Raw genomic sequence first — 18,547 nt, forward strand, 5'->3', positions numbered from 1 at the left:
CTGCTTATTTTACATAAGCACAAAATGATAAGATCGGGAGCATATAGCGTAATGGGTGTTGACATAAGTCGTTTAAGCAATGGATTAACAATTGCAACCCATACCATGCGGCAGGTTGAAACTGTTGCGCTTGGCATTTGGATAAAGGCTGGCTCACGCAACGAAAAGAGCAACCAACATGGCATAGCCCATCTGTTAGAACATATGGCTTTTAAAGGTACTGCAAAACGCACATCTTTACAAATAGCTACAGAAATTGAAGATGTCGGCGGCGAAATAAATGCCGCAACTAGCGTTGAAACCACTGGTTATTTTGCCCGCGTTCTTGCTGATGATGTTCCGCTGGCAATTGATATCCTGTCCGATATTATTACCAATCCTCTTTTTGACGAGGAAGAGCTAGAGCTTGAAAAAAACGTTATTTTACAAGAAATTGGTGCAGCTCACGACACGCCCGATGATGTTGTTTTCGACCATTTTTCGGAAACGGCATTTAGACACCAGACTATAGGCCGTCCCATTTTAGGCACTGCAGAAACAGTTTTAAGTTTTAGCGCTGATGATTTACGCAAATTCATGCAAGATCATTATTGTGCGAGCCATATGATTGTTGTTGCGGCTGGGGCTGTTGAGCATGAAAGCTTCGTTAAAGAAGTTGAAATGCGTCTTGGCGACTTTAGAAGCCATTCATCTGGTACAATTCCTGATCTTGCCAATTATGTTGGCGGCGATTTTCGTGAATATCGCGATTTAAAAGACGCGCAATTGCTACTCGGTTTTGAAGGCCGCGCCTACCATATGCGCGATTTTTATGCTTCGCAACTTTTAGCAATTGTTCTTGGCGGCGGCATGTCCTCACGTCTATTTCAAGAAATACGTGAAAATCGCGGCCTATGCTATTCTATTTACTCATTTCATTGGGGCTTTTCTGATACCGGTTTATTTGGTATTCATGCAGCAACTGGGCATGATGGCTTAGAGCCACTTGTACCCGTTATTCTTGATGAACTTTATAAGGCAAGTGAAAATATTACCGAAGCCGAGGTTAGGCGCGCCAAAGCGCAATATCGTGCTGGGCTAATGATTTCGTCTGAAAGCTCGATGAGTAAAGCACACCATATTGCGCGGCAATTATTGCTTTATAATCGCGTTATTCCAAATTCTGAACTGCTAGAGCGACTTTCGCAAGTCAACAGTGATCGCTTAACCGATCTTGCGCGTCGTTTATTTTTAGATTCAAAACCCACAATGGCTGCAATTGGACCAATTGGCAAACTTATGCCATTTGAAGATATGCAAATGAAATTACGGATCCATTAAATTGCATGAAGGCAATATTTGATAATTTTTACCAAGCTTTATAATAAAGTCGTCATGTTAAAATGACAAAATTACAGCTGCATTCACGGGTAAAGTTTTCAATGGCAGTCAATCTTGCTATTCGATTTTGCATGTTGGCAAATGGAAAGCAGTTATTTATATAGAAATGCAGCATAACATTTATTGACTATTATTCCTTTAACTTTAGGAGCACTTTATGAAACACCTCGACCGCCTTGATAATATATTTGGTCAATATGACATTTTCTTTTGTGATGTATGGGGTGTTTTACATAATGGAATACATGTTTTTCCAAAGCCGCAAGCAGCCCTAAAGGCAGCCCGGGACGCAGGAAAACATGTTATTCTTATAACCAACTCACCAAGACCACGCGATGGCGTTGCACAACAACTTGCGGATATGGGCGTTGATGCCAATTGTTATGATGACATTGTCACCTCTGGTGATGTGACAAGAGATTTAATCGCAGAAGGTCCTAAAAAGCTATTTCTTATTGGACCAGATCGTGATCTAGCATTATTTGATGGGCTTGACTGTGAATTAGTTGAAGAATTTGAAGCAAGTGGTGTGGTGGTCACTGGCCTTTATGAAGACGAAACTGAAACACCTGATGATTATGCAGAACTATTACAGCGTTTGCGTATGCGCAATTTACCCATGATATGCGCCAACCCTGATATTATGGTAGAGCGTGGCGACAAACTTGTTTGGTGCGCTGGTGCACTGGCTCGCGACTATGCACAATTGGGTGGGCGCACAATGATTGCCGGCAAGCCACATCATCCAATATATGAATTAGCTTTAAAGAAAATGCGCGCTATTTTAAACCAAGAAGCCAATAAAGAAAAAATCTTAGTTATTGGAGATGGCGTTTTAACCGACATTAAGGGCGGTGTTAATAATGGCTTTGATACGCTTTATATTGCGCGTGGTATTCATGCCAATGAATATTGTATTGATGGTGAGATCAATCAAAAGCTGCTTGAGGAATTCTTTGCTCCTTATTCTTTAGTGCCCAATTTTGATATGATGGAGCTTGAATAGGCGTGCAACCCAAAAAAATTATCCGTCTGCCTGACGTTGGTGTACTGCCAAGCCAGTTACAGGGCGGCGTTATTGCCATTGGTAACTTTGACGGTGTTCATCGTGGTCATCTAGCTGTGTTAGAAACTGCGCTTGAAAAGGCGCGTCTGCTTGGAAAACCAGCTATTGTTCTTACCTTTGAACCGCATCCGCGCAGTTTTTTTAATCCAACTAAGCCCTTATATCGCCTTACTCCTGCCGATGAACGTGCTGAAATTTTAGAAAAACTCGGATTTGACGCAGTCATTGAACAACGCTTCACCAAGGATTTCTCATCCCATCAGGCAAAAGAATTTACGGATACGATCTTGCGTGACTGCTTAAAGGCAAGTGTCGTTGTTACGGGGGATAATTTTCACTTTGGAGCAAAGCGCTCTGGAACCCCCGAATTTCTTATCAATGAAGGTAAGAATTGCGGTTTTGATGTCGTTATTGTTGATGGCTTTCTTGATGAAAATCGTGAACTCGTATCTTCTAGCCGCATTAGGCAAGCTTTAAGTTGCGGCGCAGTAGAAGAAGCAGCAGGTCTTCTTGGTTACCGCTATACCATTAAATCCAATGTCGTTCATGGTGCAGCTCTAGGGCGACAAATTGGGTTCCCCACCGCCAATATGCGGTTAGATAGTGATACTGGTTTAAAATTTGGCGTTTATGCGGTACGTTTTCGCACGCAAAATGGCAAAATTTTTAATGGTGTTGCAAGCTATGGATTAAGGCCGACAGTTAATGAATTAAAGGAACCATTATTAGAGACCTTCATTTTTGATTTTAATGAAGATATTTATGGGCAAACATGTTTTGTTTCATTCTTTTCCTATTTGCGTGGAGAATTAAAGTTCGACGGACTTGAGCCTATGATCGAGCAAATCAAAAAAGATGAAGAAGAAGCACGTGAAATACTAACCCATATTGCCCCACTCAATCCAATAGACCAATATTTAGCTTTTGATAACTGGGATAAATAGTAATATTTTTTAATTTTATTTGCTTATAATTTGAAAAAAAATATAGATTGCTCCAACAGCACATTATCTATAGCAATATATTTGCGAAAAAATATTATAATAGGGATTTTAACATGCGGTTATTATGGATTTGTCTCACTGCAGTTGGTGTTATTGCTTTAATTTTTTATCTAGGCAATGACAATATTAGTTCATCCTCCCTAACAAATAGTGATCTAGCCAGAATAACAACTGGAGGTTTATTTGCCACAATTCTTGCGGCAGGACTACTGTCGTCTGGCATTACCCTTAGCCATGTTCTTAAAAATATACTTATCTGGGTAGCTATTATAGGTGTTCTACTTATTGGTTATAATAATCGCTTTCATCTGCAAGATATTGCCCATAATATCAGTGGCGGCTTAGTTCCAGCAAGTGTGCTTTCAGTTGATCTAACGAGTAGGAATACAGTTACCATTGATCGTGGAAGCAACGGACACTACCAAATAACCGGTAAAGTTGATGATCATAGGGTAAAATTCCTAATAGATACTGGCGCAACATCGATAGTCCTTACCAATGAAACAGCTATTGATATTGGTATAGACATTCAAGGGTTAAATTATACCACACCCGTATCAACAGCAAATGGCAGTCTTAACACAGCGCGTGTAAGATTAGATAGTATAAGCATCGGTTCAATTACCCGTAAAAAATTAAATGCTTTAATTGCACCATCAGGTGCTTTGTCAGATAATTTGCTTGGTATGAATTTTATTAATACACTTTCAAGTACCTCTATTAGAGGTAACCAACTTATCTTGATTGACTAAGAAACGTAAAATTTAGAGTATTTTCAATTAAGTGCTCTAAATTTTTTGTTTTTTAATCTAAAAAAAACGCATACTTATTAAAATTATCAAGCTTGAGATATCCGCTTTAAATCTATCATCTATCCCTCTATAGCAAGATTACTCGTCCAGTATCCTTTGCAAGCGCCGTTTTTCTTCGACTGTAAGTTCAACTTGCTGGGAAGGCTTTTTTTGCCTAAAATTATAAAGAATATAAGCAAAAGCTGCTAAAAGAATTAAAATTGGAGAAAGCCATAATAGTATAGTAGAACCTTCAAAACGTGGCTTTAACAAGACATATTCACCATAGCGGGCAACAATATAGTCTATTGCTTTTTGATTACTATCACCTTCACTTAGGCGTTCTCGCACCAACATTCGCAAATCACGAGCAAGTGGCGCATTAGAATCATCAATGGACTCGTTTTGGCACACAAGACAACGCAAATGCGAAGAAATCTCGCGTGCTCTTGCTTCTAGATTAGCATCAGGTAATATTTCATCAGGCTGAACAGCTTGAGCAACACTCATAAAGCCAACAAACAAGATAAATATCACCAATCGGATAGTATTTTTCATCTCTATGCCTATTTTTCATCCAAAAGCAAAGCGGTCGAAAGCTTTTGGCGAGTTTTAGCCCCTTTAGGCGCACCAATGCGTAGTCGTCGATCTGAAAGAGACAGAAGTCCCCCTAACATCATTAAAAATCCACCACCCCAAATCATTAACACATTAGGCTTCGACCAAATATGCACAATCATGGCATTATCTTCGACATAATTACCTGGTGCAATATAATATTGTGATAATCCTCGCCATAAAAGACCAGCTTCAGTCGTTTGCATGGTTTGTGATGGAAAAGTTCTTTTAGATGCGGTTACTTCACCAATATATTTATCTGCATTGCCATTAAACATGGTAAAATGCATGCGATTTTCTTGATAATTCGCGCCATTTAAAGACTGATATCCATCAAAACGAATAGTTTTACCTGCAATTTCTACACTTTGACCCGGCTTCATAGTTAAGATACGCTCTTGGCCAAAAGTTGCAACTGCAACAATGCCGAAAAGGGTTACGCCTAATCCCATATGGGCGAATGCCGCACCCCAATCCGCACGAGGCAAGCCCTTAAGGCGCGCAATGCGCGTTTTGAATGATGTACCCCATTTGCCACTTTTCAGAACAACTTCAGCAAATGAACCAAAGATGACAAAAACTCCAAGCCCTATCCCTACACATGATAAGATTTCTTTATAACCACTTAGGTAAAAGCTAACAATCATCGCAATAAGCGCCAAAATAAAACACATAGAAAGGCGGCTAGCTGCGAGCATAAGATCACCACGCTTCCAAGCAAGCAATGTTCCAAATGGAACGCCTACCAACAAGGGAATGAATAGTGGCCCAAAGGTCATATTGAAAAATGGTGCGCCAACTGAAATCTTTTGGTCCCATAGCATTTCAGCGATTAAAGGATAAAGTGTGCCAACCAACACCGTAGCGCTAGCAGTGGTTAAAAAAACATTATTAAAAACCAAAGCACCTTCGCGGGATATTGGCTGAAAAAGACCACTATTTTTGATATTTGGTGCACGTATTGCAAATAATAATAAAGCAACACCAATGAAAAAACCTAAAATGGCTAAAATAGCAATACCGCGTTTCGGATCGACGGCAAAACTATGTACAGAAGTCAATATGCCTGAACGTACTAAAAATGTGCCAAGCAAAGATAAGGAAAATGCAATAATTGCCAGAAGAATAGTCCAAACTTTTAATGCTGCGCGTTTTTCAAGCACAATAGCCGAATGTAGCAAGGCAGTTCCCGCAAGCCATGGCATCAAAGATGCGTTCTCCACCGGATCCCAAAACCAATAACCGCCCCAACCAAGCTCATAATAAGCCCAATAAGACCCCATGGTAATACCACCAGTTAAAAACACCCACGAAATAAGTGCCCAAGGGCGCACCCAACGGCCAAAAGCCGCATCAACTCGGCCGGTTATAAGTGCAGCAATCGCAAATGAAAAACAGACTGAAAAACCAACATAGCCAAGATAGAGCATTGGAGGATGCAAGGCCAAGCCAATATCCTGCAAAATAGGATTAAGGTCATTACCCTGTAATGCAGGAGGATCAATTCTTGCGAATGGATTAGATGTAAACAGAATAAATGCTAAAAATGCACTCGCAATGGCACTTTGGCAGCATAACGTCAATGTCGAAAGATTTAACGGTAAGTTTTTGCCAAAAATTGCAACCAAAGCACTAAAAAAGGCAAGAATAAGCACCCAAAGAAACATTGATCCTTCATGATTTCCCCAAACACCGGTAATTTTATATAATAAGGGTTTTTCTGAATGAGAATTTTGTACAACATTGAGAACAGAAAAATCTGAAATTACATAAGAATAAGTTAGTGATAAAAAAGCAAAGCCAATTAAAATGAATACGATAATACTAATCGAACGGTTGGCAAGCATAAGTCCAACATTATTGCGATAAACCGCAATAGGTACAATGAAGGTTTGAAAAAAGCTAAGACAAAAGGCAAGAATTGTAAGGAATAAACCAATTTCATTTATCATGTTTTTGATATTCCTCCCAAAGGCCTTGGGCCTTCAACCGATCAGCTACATCTTTGGGAACATATTTTTCGTCATGCTTGGCTAAAACACGGCTAGCTATAAATACCTTATCACCATTAAAGTTACCTTCAACGATAACACCTTGATCTTCCCTAAAAAGATCAGGCAAAATACCATTGAACTTAACATATTCTACTTTGCCAAAATCAGTTACGTTAAAAGATACCTCCGTACCTTCACCGCGAACAACGCTACCCTTCTCAACAAAACCGCCAAGTCGTAATGGCCTTTGCGAGGCTATATCCTCTTCAGTGATCTCTGATGGCATACGAAAATAACTCGCCGTGTCCCCTAAAGCAAAAACCACAAGACCAACTGCTGCAGCCATGACAAAAAGCGCTAAAAACAATAACATATAGCGTTTTCGGCGCGCTTTTTTTAAATGCATTTGAAAACTATTGGATTTTGCACTCATTGACATGTCAGTGTGCCTCTTTTGCATGCGAGGGAGAAAAGCCTTTATCTTGTAGAGTATTAATCAATTTTTCTCTATTTTCAGGAGATAAGAGACGTAGAGCTTTTTCATAAGTAGAACGAACTTTTTCAGGTTGCTCCAAAAGAAAATAAGCATTGATCAACATCAACCAACCTTGTAAATCCTGCGGGCTTTCTTGTAGTTTATCTTCGAGTTTGCCAACATTATTGGCAATAAAATCATGCTGCTCTTTTGTCAATTTAGTAGGAGCTTGTGGCTCTATTCCCTTTAGCTGATCGATAACCAGCTGCATATCAGCCACCCAAGCCTGCCCCTTACCATGATCATTTACAAATTTTTCTAACAATTCAATAGCTTGTTGCTGTTCACCATTTTGAATGAGACCACGTGCTAAAAAAATTTGAGTCTGCGGATTTTCTGGATCTAATTTGGCGGCCTGCTGTAAAGCAATTTCTGCATCCTTATTGACAACACCGTTTTCCAATCCCATGAGAGCAATGCCATAACTTAAAAACCTTTTTGAGCTTTCGCCATTCACGCCGAGAGATCGATTAAACATATTCGCAGCATCGCGAAAACGCCCTGTCTCTAAATAAAGATCACCAAGTTTATCAAGTAGGTCACCTTGATCTGGATCACGAGCTAACAGAGCTTCGCTCTTTACAATTTTTTCAGCAAGATCAAGGGTTGAATCATCCTTAGACATCAAGATTTCAAAAGGTCGCTGAGACATATCGGGGCTTCCCATAAGCGAATAAATCCCCCAACTTCCGGCTATAATAAACAAAATACCAATAAAAACTATTGTTTTCATACCATGATCTTTTGAACCATTGGTCGTATTTAGCCCATTTATAATCGGCGTTTTTTCGCTAGAAAGAATACGCCGTGCAAGCTCTAGCCGCGCCTCTTTAGCATTTTCATGAGAAATTTGCCCATCAGCTTCTTCTTCATCGATTTCGATGAGTTGACTCTTATAAACAGCTATATCGCTTTGAGCATTATCTTCAGATTTGCTTTTTGATAAAATAGCATCGCGGCCAAGTGCATACACCAGCAAAAAAACGACACCAATAGTAATTAGAATTAGAATAAACCAAAAGAACATAGCCTATAAAAACCAATTGTCATCAAATGTCCAATCACAATGCTTTTAATTTTTACTTTTTTCACCTTTTATTTCTAATTTTCTAACACGCTTTAAAAAAATACGTAAAAAGGACTTGCTCGCTATTGATAACAAGCAACTTTTTTAGATCAACAAACCCCAGTTGATTACTAATCATACAAAAAAGTAAATCTATTACAATTCTAACAATACTTTATAATATTAATAATTAAAAATATGTTTTAAATAAATTAAAGTATAATTATAATAATTTTAATGCGTTACTTAAATAACACAATCTAAATTTTTTTTAATAATTAGCACCATTTGAATACAAACGATCTTGATAAAACATGAATAATAAAGTCAACAATAAGAGATAAAAATTTAAAATGAGGGTATTTTTATGGAGTTTTCTAATAATAAGAGGGCTATTAACAACAGCCGCATCATTAGCAATATGGCAATCAAAGCTGGACTTGTTGCATCTTTAGCAACCCTTCCAAATGCAGTAAGCGCTCAAGTTCAGAATTCAACGAATAGCAATACAACAAATGTTGCGAGTAATGATGGCGACAATTCCACTTTGGAAACAGTAACCATCAGTGGCAATACAAGTATTTCTAATATTAACACAGCACAATCTGGCTCCTCGCGTTTACCAGGAACAATTCGTGACATTCCACAAGTTGTTAATGTTGTACCAGAGCATGTCATGATTGAGCAAAACGTCATGACACTAGAACAAGCGTTGCAAAATGTGCCCGGTATCACCACAACGATTGGTGAAGGCGGTGGCGGTATGAATGGCGACCGCTTTAGAATCAGAGGCTTTGACGCAACGGGCGATACGTATAGTGATGGATTACGCGATATCGGCGTTTACGTTCGCGACAGTTTCAACATGGAACAAGTTCAGGTCTTTAAAGGCCCCAATGGTGAAAATTTTGGCGTTGGAACTACAGGCGGAGCTGTTAATTCAACTTCAAAGCGCGCTCGTTTAGGTACTTTTGGCGCGGTAAATTTTTCAACAGGTAACGGTCCGCTTTATCGTCCCACAATTGATTACAATCAGCAAATCAATGATACAACGGCTGTCCGATTTAATGTAATGGGCAATTGGCAAGATGTTGTTGACCGCAATCATGTTACATCTAACCGTTGGGGCTTAGCGACATCTGCAGGTTTTGGACTTGGTACAAATCAAACATGGCATTTAGGTTACTTTTACCAAAAAACTGATCGCCTTCCCGATTATGGCATTCCATTTGTTGCTGATCCAAATGGCATTTCACGCCCAGTGACTGAATATGGTGTGCCAAGAAACATTTTTTACGGAAAAAATAGCGATCGTGATAAATCCGAGATTCACATGGTCACTTCAAATTATCGCAATGAGATCAATGAGTGGCTGACCTTTACAAATGACACACGCTATACTCATTTCAAACGCTATTTTAGCGCAACCCCTATTCGCTGTGCCGTTGCTGCTCAATGTACCAATGCCCTATTTGGCGGTGGTGGAAATCCGCTTATGGCCTATGGCGGTGGCGGCGGTGTCACTTATGATCAAAAAAGCTGGGGCTTGCAAAATATTTCAACTGCCGTTGCAAAATTTGAAACTGGCGCATTCCGCCACCAAGCCGTACTTGGTCTTGATATGATGTATCAAGATGATCAACGCCAAGGTTATAGATACACATCTCCCAAAAGCTTAGGCGCACCAAGGCTTTGGACAGAAAATATGGATTCAAGCTATTATAGCCTTGTGCCAAATCCTGACAATTACAAGGACTCAAACTCACGTTCTGTGGCACTTTTTTTAAGCGACCGCATGTGGCTTAATGATCAATTCTCGATTATGGCAGGCTTACGCTGGGATTATCAAAAAATTAATTATGATGTAACCACAGCGGCGGGAATAAATTCGCTCATGGCAAAAGCAGATTATATTAGCCCTAAAGCAAGCGTTATTTGGGAACCAACAAAAGCACAAACTTACTATTTTTCATGGTCTGTATCTAATAACTTACCTTTTGGACAATATATCACTTCTGATTTCAATCCAGTTACGGCTGCACGCATTGATTGGGATCCGGAAAAAAGTGAATTATTCGAACTTGGCGGTAAAATTGACTTACTCGATGGCCGCATTGGTTTAACTGGCGCATTATTTCAGGTAGAGAAAAATAACGCGCTTTATAATAATCCTGATGGTTCTGTTACAAGATCTGGCGAAAAACAGCGGGTACGCGGTTTTGAAGCAGGTCTTACAGGAAAAATTACAGAACAGTGGGATATTTATACTTCTTATACCTATCTGCAGAGTAAAATTCTCGACTCCGCAACAAGTTCAGTGATCGGCAACAGCGTTCCTGGTGCTGCAAAAAATGCCGCATCCCTTTGGACAACCTATGATCTTGCTCCGCATTTTAATAGTTTGAATGGCAAATTGCTGATCGGTGGCGGAATGACCTATCGCGATGCAGTTCCAGTTTCTAGCAATGGCCTAAGCCGCATTCCCCATAGTTTTACTCTTGACGCAATGGCATCTTATGAAACTGAAAAATGGCGTTTTAGTGCTAATGCTTATAACCTTACCGATAGAACCAATTATACATCCTATATGGGCGGGTCGCGGGCTATTCCAACATCAGGGCGCAGCTTTGTTATTAATATAGGCGCAAAATTTTAATTAGCCGATAAGCCGATACCATATATTTTCCGGCAAAAACGCCAAATTTAAAGCCATTTCCAACCGCCGGAAATGGCTTTTTGCTTTCCATCTATTTAAAAAAGTAGCCTCATGAATTACACAAAAATCATTTAATATCGTTTTTAATTTGCCATCACATTAATGAATTTCACTCATAACTATTAGTGAAAATAAACTATTATCGAAAGGAATTTTATACCTTAAAATTAAGCCATAAAGATATTTGTATTTATAGTATAACCATCCCTCATAAATTTACCGTAACCTTTAACACGTCATATGTGATGCGGCACAAAGCAGCTAAAAAAGGCCGATGTAATTATCCATATATAAAAATGAACCTAAATACAAAGACTTGCAATTTTTTATGTAAACCCAATCTAACTGGAATGATCTTAAACAATAATTTTAATATCTAAATTGGAGCTTTTAAATGTTTATTTGTGACGGCTTTGCCGTATCCTCAGCTAACGACACGTTTCAGCCCTTTAGTTTTGAACGTCGCGATCCCCTTGCTTTCGACGTTGACATTGATATTGCTTTTTGCGGTGTTTGCCATTCAGACTTGCATACCGCGCGTGGTGAATGGGCTGGCACCCAATATCCTTGTGTTCCTGGCCATGAAATCGTTGGTACCGTTCGCCGCATTGGCAGTAAAGTAACCAAATTTAAAGTCGGCCAACGTGTTGGTGTTGGTTGCATGGTCAATTCTTGCCAAAACTGTGATTATTGCAACCAAGGATTGGAGCAATATTGTGAAAATGGTAATACATTAACCTATAACAGCCAAGATCCGGAAACTGGTCCTGATCGCCATACTTTTGGTGGTTATTCCAAGCGCATTGTCGTAAATGAAAATTTTGTTTTATCGATCCCTGATAACCTTGATCTTGCTGCGGCAGCACCACTTCTTTGCGCAGGTATTACCACTTTTTCTCCCCTTCATCATTGGAAGGTTACCAAGGGAACAAAAGTAGGGGTAGCGGGTCTTGGTGGCCTTGGTCACATGGCGGTTAAACTCGCACATGCCATGGGAGCTGAAGTCACCATGCTCACGACGTCCGTCAATAAAGTTGATGATGCACATCGTCTTGGCGCTGATAAGATTGTATTGACCAGAGACGCAACAGCTTTGGCAAAAGCTGATAAAAGCCTTGATCTGATCATTGATACCGTTGCAGCGCAGCATGATATCAACCAATATTTTAATCTGCTTAAAGTCGATGGTACATTGGTACAAGTCGGAGCACCGGTTGAGCCCCTCCCCGTACAGGTATTCAACCTTATTCCCTATCGCCGCTCTTTCGCCGGATCGGCCATTGGTGGCATTGCAGAAACACAAAAAATGTTAGACTTTTGCGGTAAGCATAACATTACCGCAGATATCGAACTCATAGCACCAAGTCAAATAGAAAACGCTTATGCGCGCATGTTAAAAAGCGACGTGAAATATCGTTTTGTTATTGATATGTCGCAAGCCTAGGCTGCTAGATGCACTCTCATTTATTGCTATAAATGAGCATTTTTTTAATTTAAAAAATATGCTTTTTACTTTTTTATAAGGGATTAATATCATGGAAATAATTCGCTCTGGCACCCGATCATCGGTTAAATTATCGCCTGATTATTTTACTGGGACCGCCCGTCTTGATGCAGTCATTGATGAGCATCAAGATGCCAACGTCACATGTGGTCATGTTACTTTTGAACCATCTGCCCGTACTAATTGGCACACCCACCCAAAAGGTCAAGCGATTATTATTACATTTGGTCTTGGCCTTGTACAAAAAGACGGTGGACCGATTGAAGAAGTGCGCCCCGGTGATGTTGTGTGGTTTGAACCTGGAGAAAGACATTGGCATGGAGCCTCCCCAAACACAGCCATGTCACATTTTGCTGTGCAAGAGCTTGAAAATGGCAAAACCGTTGAATGGTTAGAACCAGTCAGTGATGCACAATATTCACGCTAATAAAGACTTAAAATCATTTATCACACATAACTGAATAATAAAAAAAAGCCGCCCTTGTCAAACAATGGCGGCTCCTTATAAAACGTTTTTAGATTCAAGATTCAGTAAATGCTAATTCACTAGCGCCATCCATGTGATAAATATCACCGCGGAACTGCACTACCCCATTACCTGTTGACCAGGCTGAAATATATACAAAGTGCAAAGGAATTGGATCTTTAACGGCAATAGGCGTATTAACACGCTGGCCAATAACCTGCTCCATGCGCGTTCTATCCCAATCTGGTGTATTTTTCAAAACCCAGACGTTAAAATCTCTAATATTATGAATACGAATACAACCAGAAGAGTCAAAGCGCATCAAATTATTGAAAAGGGTTTGCTGCGGTGTATCATGCATATATACCGAATGAGTATTATGGAAATTAATTTTGGTTGATGACATCGCATTGATTTTGCCAGGATCCTGACGGAAACGCAACCTCGTTGCTTCATCGGTATTCCAGTTAACCGATTGAGGGGAAACCTCTTGCCCCTGACCATTAAATAAATGGATATTATTATCGGTTAGATAATTTGGACTTTTACGCATCAAAGGAATAATATCCTTTTTAATGATTGATGCAGGAACTGTCCAAGTTGGATTTAAAATCACTTCATGAATTTTAGAATCAAGAAGTGGCGTTTGGCGATCTATCTTACCAACAACTGCCGTGTAACGCTGAGCAACAGAACCATCTTCAACAGCTTCAATTTGCGCTGCAGGGATATTCACCATAACAAAGCGCTGTTCACGTGCTGTTTTTTCTGCTTCTTTTTGCAAGCGATCAAGATTAACGCGTAATTGCTGCAAGCGTGCATCAGCACTAACATTCATGGCGCGGTAGGTTATATCTCCGACAACACCGTCTGCAGGTAAACCATGACGCGCTTGAAAACGACGTACAGCGGCATCAACATAAGTATCAAAAGCTACGGATAAACCAGCTTCACGCGCTAAATCACCAGAAATAAACAAACGTTGACGCATAATTTCTACAGCAGGATGATTCATGCCCAGCTGTAATTTGCCCTGTTCGGCTGGAACGTGAGGCCAACCACCTTGCGCAACGATGGCCTCATACTGAGAAATGGCAACTTGTGTATAACTTACAGTTGCACCACTTAGAACAGGAATATTAGAGGCAACCTGCTGCCCACCAGCTGCTTGCGTGTCAAATTGGTCTCCCCAAGAAGACGCCCTTTGAGCTGTTGCACTACCTACCAAACCGAAAAGCCCCAACCCTAAAGCTGAACCCAACACCATCCGGCGATTTACCTGTTTTTTCATTTCTCGACATCCATGTAATAAAGCTACCACATTTATAAGTGGATAGCCTTAAAATAACCTAAACAGGCTAATAATTATTAAGCCTGCCGCATTTGCTGAAATTTTGCTACTATTTTATGGTGATAAAATGTCAAGAATAAAATTCTTGACATAAAGACGCATATTTCAAATGAATGAAGCTTCTGTAAAAAAGCGCTAAAACACTTTAATAGCAACACAACACTTGTTTTAAAAAATTAGGTCAATGGCGACCAGCTACCATCATCATTTCGGCATGCACTACCACGATTAGTTTGCGGCACACCGCGAATCACAAAACTATGGCTATATTGACGGCAATTTTGTGATCCTACACGATAAGGCTGACCCGGCGTTACTGTACCTGATGCAACTCCATCATTGGTCGCCCAATTAATGGTATTGCCAGAACGTGTATATTCTAGTGCCTTATATTCAGCCTCTAAAGCAAGGCTGCGCTGTTTCGCAGGAATTCTTGAAATAGAATCACCAAGAAGTCCTGTCCCCATTGCAGAATATATAAGGTTTTCTGTTGCTGTAGTTGTGGTCTGTGGTTGCTTGATACAACCCGCAACAAGTGACGGAATACACAACATTGTTATAAGGACGGCCGATTTTTTCATTTTCAATACCATGAATCACTGTAACTAAAATTTAGCTACATAAAAATATAAACACTTAATATCTAGAGCATTTTTGAAAATCTGTGAAGCGATTTGAGTGAAAAATATGATAAATCAATCAAATAATGCATTTCAATAAAGTGATTTAAGGGTAATATTGCTGTTTCAACGCTCCATCAATTGTAGAAAGCCTATTTTCACGCCAGATCAATACCTTAACCGCTTAAACTACATCTAAAAAATTAACAATTGACTTTATCAAGCATCATAATTTGAATTCTAAACAACTATAACTTAATTAAAAATTTTATTTTTTACTAAGTAAAGTTTTGACAATTAACATTCATTTTATGCAATGCTAATTTGCCGCTCCCAATAATTTTACTGGTAATCATTTATAATTCGGCCATTTTAGCATGTTGATAGAATTGAGAATGCCCCGACAAACTTGTCACTAACCATTATTAACAATTATAGATGCAATTTGTAACAGTAAAACATTAGTATTTTAGCAGCAACGTCGTTTAAGCCCCCAACGCTAAAAGAATTATTTTACAATTTGCCTCATTATTTTTTAAACTAATAATTCGAGATAGATAAAGCCATGAGACGTTTGCATATCAATACAATGATCTATGGGTTAGGCAGCCATATATCGGCATGGCGGCTACCTAATAGTGACCCACTCGCGGTCACCAAGCTAAATTATTGGGAAAATCTAGCCAAGAACGCTGAAACCTATGGTTTTGATGCCTTGTTTTTTGGTGATGTACTGGCTCTTCATCATAATTCTCCGGCAGAAATTATCGGTTCACTCGATCCTATTCTTATCTTATCGGCTATTGCCTCTATCACCCAGTCAATCGGCCTTATCGGTACTTCGTCCACGACCTATGATCACCCTTATCACATAGCCCGCAGATTTGCGTCTCTTGATCATATTAGCAATGGTCGAGCAGGTTGGAACATAGTTACTTCATCAACTTTGTTAGAGGCTAAAAATTTTGGACGAGATGTGCTTGCTCCCCATGAAGAGCGCTACGCAAGAGCACGTGACGTGGTTGAGGCCACATCACACCTATGGACGAGTTGGAAACCAAATGCGCGTATAGGGGACAAAGAAAATGGTATTTACTTTAGTGAGGGTGCAGTTGAAAAAGCCAATTATCGCGGTCATTACATAAGAAGTTCTGGACCACTTAATGTACCGCCGCCTCCACAAGGGCATCCTGTACTTACGCAAGGGGGCATATCCGATCATGGTCGACATTTTGCCAGTCAATATGCTGACATATGCTTCACAGTACAATCCGATCTCAATGATGCAAAATCCTTTTATAAGGATATAAAGCAACGCGCACTGCAATTAGGGCGAAGCAAAGAAAAAATTTTGGTATTTCCAGGAATCGTACCGGTTATTGGCGATAGTTACGAAGCGGCAGAGCAAAAAATTGCAAAACTCAATGACCTTGCCCCTGCAAATTTTGGTTGGCATGAACTATTCAAGATATTGGGTATTGATCTCTCCTCCTATAAACTTGACGATCCGTTACCAACATTTCTACTAGATCAGGCAGATGAACCAGAAAATTCGCACCGCGCAAGGCTTTTGCTAAAAGAAGCACGACAAAAAAATTATAGCCTACGTGAATTCAAAGCTCGCTTTTTATGTTCACGCGGTCATTTTCTTTCAATCGGCACGCCTGATAAAATTGCTGACGACATGCAAAAATGGTTTGATGAAGAAGGAGCCGATGGCTTTAACGTTATTTTTCCAACATTGCCCGACGAACTGGACCTGTTTGGCAAAACCGTAATTCCCATCCTTGAAAAACGCCGATTACGTACACCACCCATTGCAGGCGAAACTTTGCGGCAACGATACAATCTGCCTGACTATGAGTTAACAAGGGCTGCATAATAGGACAATATTTATATTACGTTCTATTGAGAAAGACTGTGCTCACTATCTAGACGTAATTTTCCCTGTCATTTGACTGGAGCCTTTTCAAGGCATCCCTATAAAATTTGGCAATTTATACTTCAATAAAGAGAGATTAATCTTCGGCCACGGGTAAATAAATGCGAATACGCAAGCCCCCCAATTGAGAGCGATCAAGTTTAAGTTCGCCACCATATTCTCGCACCGTATCAACGACAATAGACAGGCCCAATCCGGTACCCGGAACAGTTTCATCTAACCGCCTACCCCGCTTTAAAGCTTCATTGACGTCATCGTCCTTTAGCCCTGGTCCATCATCTTCAATGCAAATTAAAAACCTCTTTTGGGATTTATCATCACGATGTAGTGGAGCTACTTCAATTTTTATAAAATTCATCGCCCATTTGGCAGCATTTTCCAAAAGATTACCAATAATTTCTTCAATATCTTCTTTTTCACCGGCAAAAATAATTTGCTCTTCTGGAAAATAACTTTCAATTTTCTTATCGGGATTAAGTTTACGCATAACTCGAATAATCGGCTCTAATGTAGGCACAATGGCGGTGCGATAAACAACACTATCACGTTGAGCAGCAATTCTTGCTCGTTCAAGATAATGTCTAATCTGTGTTTGCATTGCCAAGCTTTGCTCCCGAATTATCTTACCCTGTTGACCGCCAATTTTTTCTGATTCATTACTTAAAACAGCTAATGGGGTCTTAAGTGAATGAGCAAGATTACCAACTTGGGTGCGAAAACGCTCTACAATACGTTGATTATTATCGATGAGCGCATTCATCTCACGCGCAAGAGGTGCAATTTCTAGCGGCAAATTTGTATCAAGCCGATCTGCTTTACCGGTACGAATAGCCTTTAAGGTTTTACGCACCCTAAAGAGCGGTGAAAGACCAAGCAATATAACAATAACATTGATAATAATACTGGCAATACAAAGGCCAGCAAGATAAACACTCATTGTATCGCGGAATTTTATAAATTGTTTTTCAACTTCATAAAGATTGCCAATGATCCGAAACCTTGCCACTCGATCTTCCTGATCAAGTAGCACATCGCCTTCTACAACCAATACATCCTGCCCTTGAAAGCCTTTGGCAGTATAAGAGCGCATAAAGTGGCTATCAAAAGGCACGTCACTTTCAGAAGGTGACAATACACGCCCAGCCCCACTACTATAGGACTGCAACCTGCCACGCAAATTAGAAGAAACAGCTGTTACTTCCCAAAACCAACCCGAATTTGCATCGGTATATCTTATATCGCCAAGCTCTGGCTTACCACGCAAAACACCTTGCGGCGAAACATCTACAAAACCGATAAGTGAATATAAATGGGCAGACAACAAATCTTCAAAGCTTTGTTCATTTGCTTCACGATAAAGGGCTGATGCAGTAAAGGCGACAATTATCAAAGCCACCATCACCCAAAGGGTTGAGAACAACCCCAAGCGTAAGGTAAAAGATCTTCTGGAGAAAAAATTCAAAACAGCGCCTTTTGTGATTTTTTTCCTCGATA

At 39.9% G+C, this 18,547-nt stretch carries 15 protein-coding genes; 8 read left to right on the top strand and 7 right to left on the bottom strand.

The features are described from left to right. Positions 1-51 precede the first annotated feature (51 nt). The 4 genes from N6A79_RS07070 (at position 52) to N6A79_RS07085 (ending at position 4,202) form a co-directional block, all read left to right on the top strand. On the top strand, positions 52-1,320 hold the full coding sequence (locus N6A79_RS07070) for a M16 family metallopeptidase (protein ID WP_182419489.1): 1,269 nt from the start codon (positions 52-54) through the stop codon (positions 1,318-1,320). Between the two features lie 217 nt (positions 1,321-1,537). After that, positions 1,538-2,386 carry a TIGR01459 family HAD-type hydrolase gene (locus N6A79_RS07075; RefSeq protein WP_262080505.1) on the top strand — a complete coding sequence of 283 codons (849 nt, stop codon included), beginning with the start codon at positions 1,538-1,540 and terminating at the stop codon, positions 2,384-2,386. A 2-nt stretch (positions 2,387-2,388) separates the two neighbouring features. After that, on the top strand, positions 2,389-3,390 hold the full coding sequence (locus N6A79_RS07080; protein WP_268547505.1) for a bifunctional riboflavin kinase/FAD synthetase: 1,002 nt from the start codon (positions 2,389-2,391) through the stop codon (positions 3,388-3,390). A gap of 113 nt (positions 3,391-3,503) precedes the next feature. Continuing rightward, positions 3,504-4,202 carry a TIGR02281 family clan AA aspartic protease gene (locus N6A79_RS07085; RefSeq protein WP_182419491.1) on the top strand — a complete coding sequence of 233 codons (699 nt, stop codon included), beginning with the start codon at positions 3,504-3,506 and terminating at the stop codon, positions 4,200-4,202. A 138-nt stretch (positions 4,203-4,340) separates the two neighbouring features. Here N6A79_RS07085 and N6A79_RS07090 read toward each other — a convergent pair whose 3' ends face one another. The 4 genes from N6A79_RS07090 to ccmI are packed head-to-tail and all read right to left on the bottom strand — an operon-like array spanning position 4,341 to position 8,415. Next, positions 4,341-4,799: a cytochrome c-type biogenesis protein gene (locus N6A79_RS07090; protein WP_182419492.1), complete on the bottom strand. Its 459-nt coding sequence runs from the start codon at positions 4,797-4,799 to the stop codon at positions 4,341-4,343. 8 nt (positions 4,800-4,807) lie between these two features. Then, on the bottom strand, positions 4,808-6,811 hold the full coding sequence (locus tag N6A79_RS07095) for a heme lyase CcmF/NrfE family subunit (protein ID WP_268547506.1): 2,004 nt from the start codon (positions 6,809-6,811) through the stop codon (positions 4,808-4,810). Further along, positions 6,801-7,292 (bottom strand): cytochrome c maturation protein CcmE, encoded by a 492-nt coding sequence (gene ccmE / locus N6A79_RS07100; RefSeq protein ID WP_182419494.1) that lies wholly within the window; start codon positions 7,290-7,292, stop codon positions 6,801-6,803. Before ccmE ends, N6A79_RS07095 begins: the two co-directional genes overlap by 11 nt. 1 nt (position 7,293) lies before the next feature. Then, the gene (ccmI, locus tag N6A79_RS07105) at positions 7,294-8,415 is read right to left on the bottom strand and encodes a c-type cytochrome biogenesis protein CcmI (RefSeq protein WP_268547507.1); all 1,122 of its coding nucleotides are present in this window, start codon (positions 8,413-8,415) and stop codon (positions 7,294-7,296) included. 406 nt (positions 8,416-8,821) lie between these two features. Here ccmI and N6A79_RS07110 point away from each other — a divergent pair, with 406 nt between their 5' ends. The 3 genes from N6A79_RS07110 to N6A79_RS07120 all read left to right on the top strand — a co-directional run bounded on the left by N6A79_RS07110 (position 8,822) and on the right by N6A79_RS07120 (position 13,101). Then, a complete protein-coding gene (locus tag N6A79_RS07110) occupies positions 8,822-11,110 on the top strand; it encodes a TonB-dependent receptor (protein WP_268547508.1) in 2,289 nt (762 codons plus the stop codon). Between the two features lie 454 nt (positions 11,111-11,564). After that, entirely contained in the window at positions 11,565-12,614 is a 1,050-nt protein-coding gene (locus N6A79_RS07115) for an NAD(P)-dependent alcohol dehydrogenase (RefSeq protein WP_268547509.1), read from the top strand. Between the two features lie 91 nt (positions 12,615-12,705). Beyond that, complete coding sequence (locus N6A79_RS07120; RefSeq protein ID WP_268547510.1) at positions 12,706-13,101, top strand: (R)-mandelonitrile lyase; 396 nt, start codon at positions 12,706-12,708, stop codon at positions 13,099-13,101. A 94-nt stretch (positions 13,102-13,195) separates the two neighbouring features. Here the strand turns inward: N6A79_RS07120 and N6A79_RS07125 are convergent, their stop codons facing one another. After that, positions 13,196-14,431, bottom strand: a complete 1,236-nt coding sequence (locus N6A79_RS07125) for a L,D-transpeptidase family protein (protein WP_182419499.1) — start codon at positions 14,429-14,431, stop codon at positions 13,196-13,198. Between the two features lie 236 nt (positions 14,432-14,667). Continuing rightward, entirely contained in the window at positions 14,668-15,072 is a 405-nt protein-coding gene (locus N6A79_RS07130; RefSeq protein WP_246708178.1) for a hypothetical protein, read from the bottom strand. Between the two features lie 604 nt (positions 15,073-15,676). Here N6A79_RS07130 and N6A79_RS07135 point away from each other — a divergent pair. Then, positions 15,677-16,993: an NtaA/DmoA family FMN-dependent monooxygenase gene (locus tag N6A79_RS07135; protein ID WP_268547511.1), complete on the top strand. Its 1,317-nt coding sequence runs from the start codon at positions 15,677-15,679 to the stop codon at positions 16,991-16,993. Between the two features lie 136 nt (positions 16,994-17,129). Here N6A79_RS07135 and N6A79_RS07140 read toward each other — a convergent pair whose 3' ends face one another. After that, positions 17,130-18,452 carry an ATP-binding protein gene (locus tag N6A79_RS07140; RefSeq protein WP_268547562.1) on the bottom strand — a complete coding sequence of 441 codons (1,323 nt, stop codon included), beginning with the start codon at positions 18,450-18,452 and terminating at the stop codon, positions 17,130-17,132. Positions 18,453-18,547 lie beyond the last annotated feature (95 nt).

Source organism: Bartonella sp. HY761 (genome assembly GCF_026743145.1).
In the GTDB taxonomy this organism is placed as follows: Bacteria; Pseudomonadota; Alphaproteobacteria; order Rhizobiales; family Rhizobiaceae; genus HY038.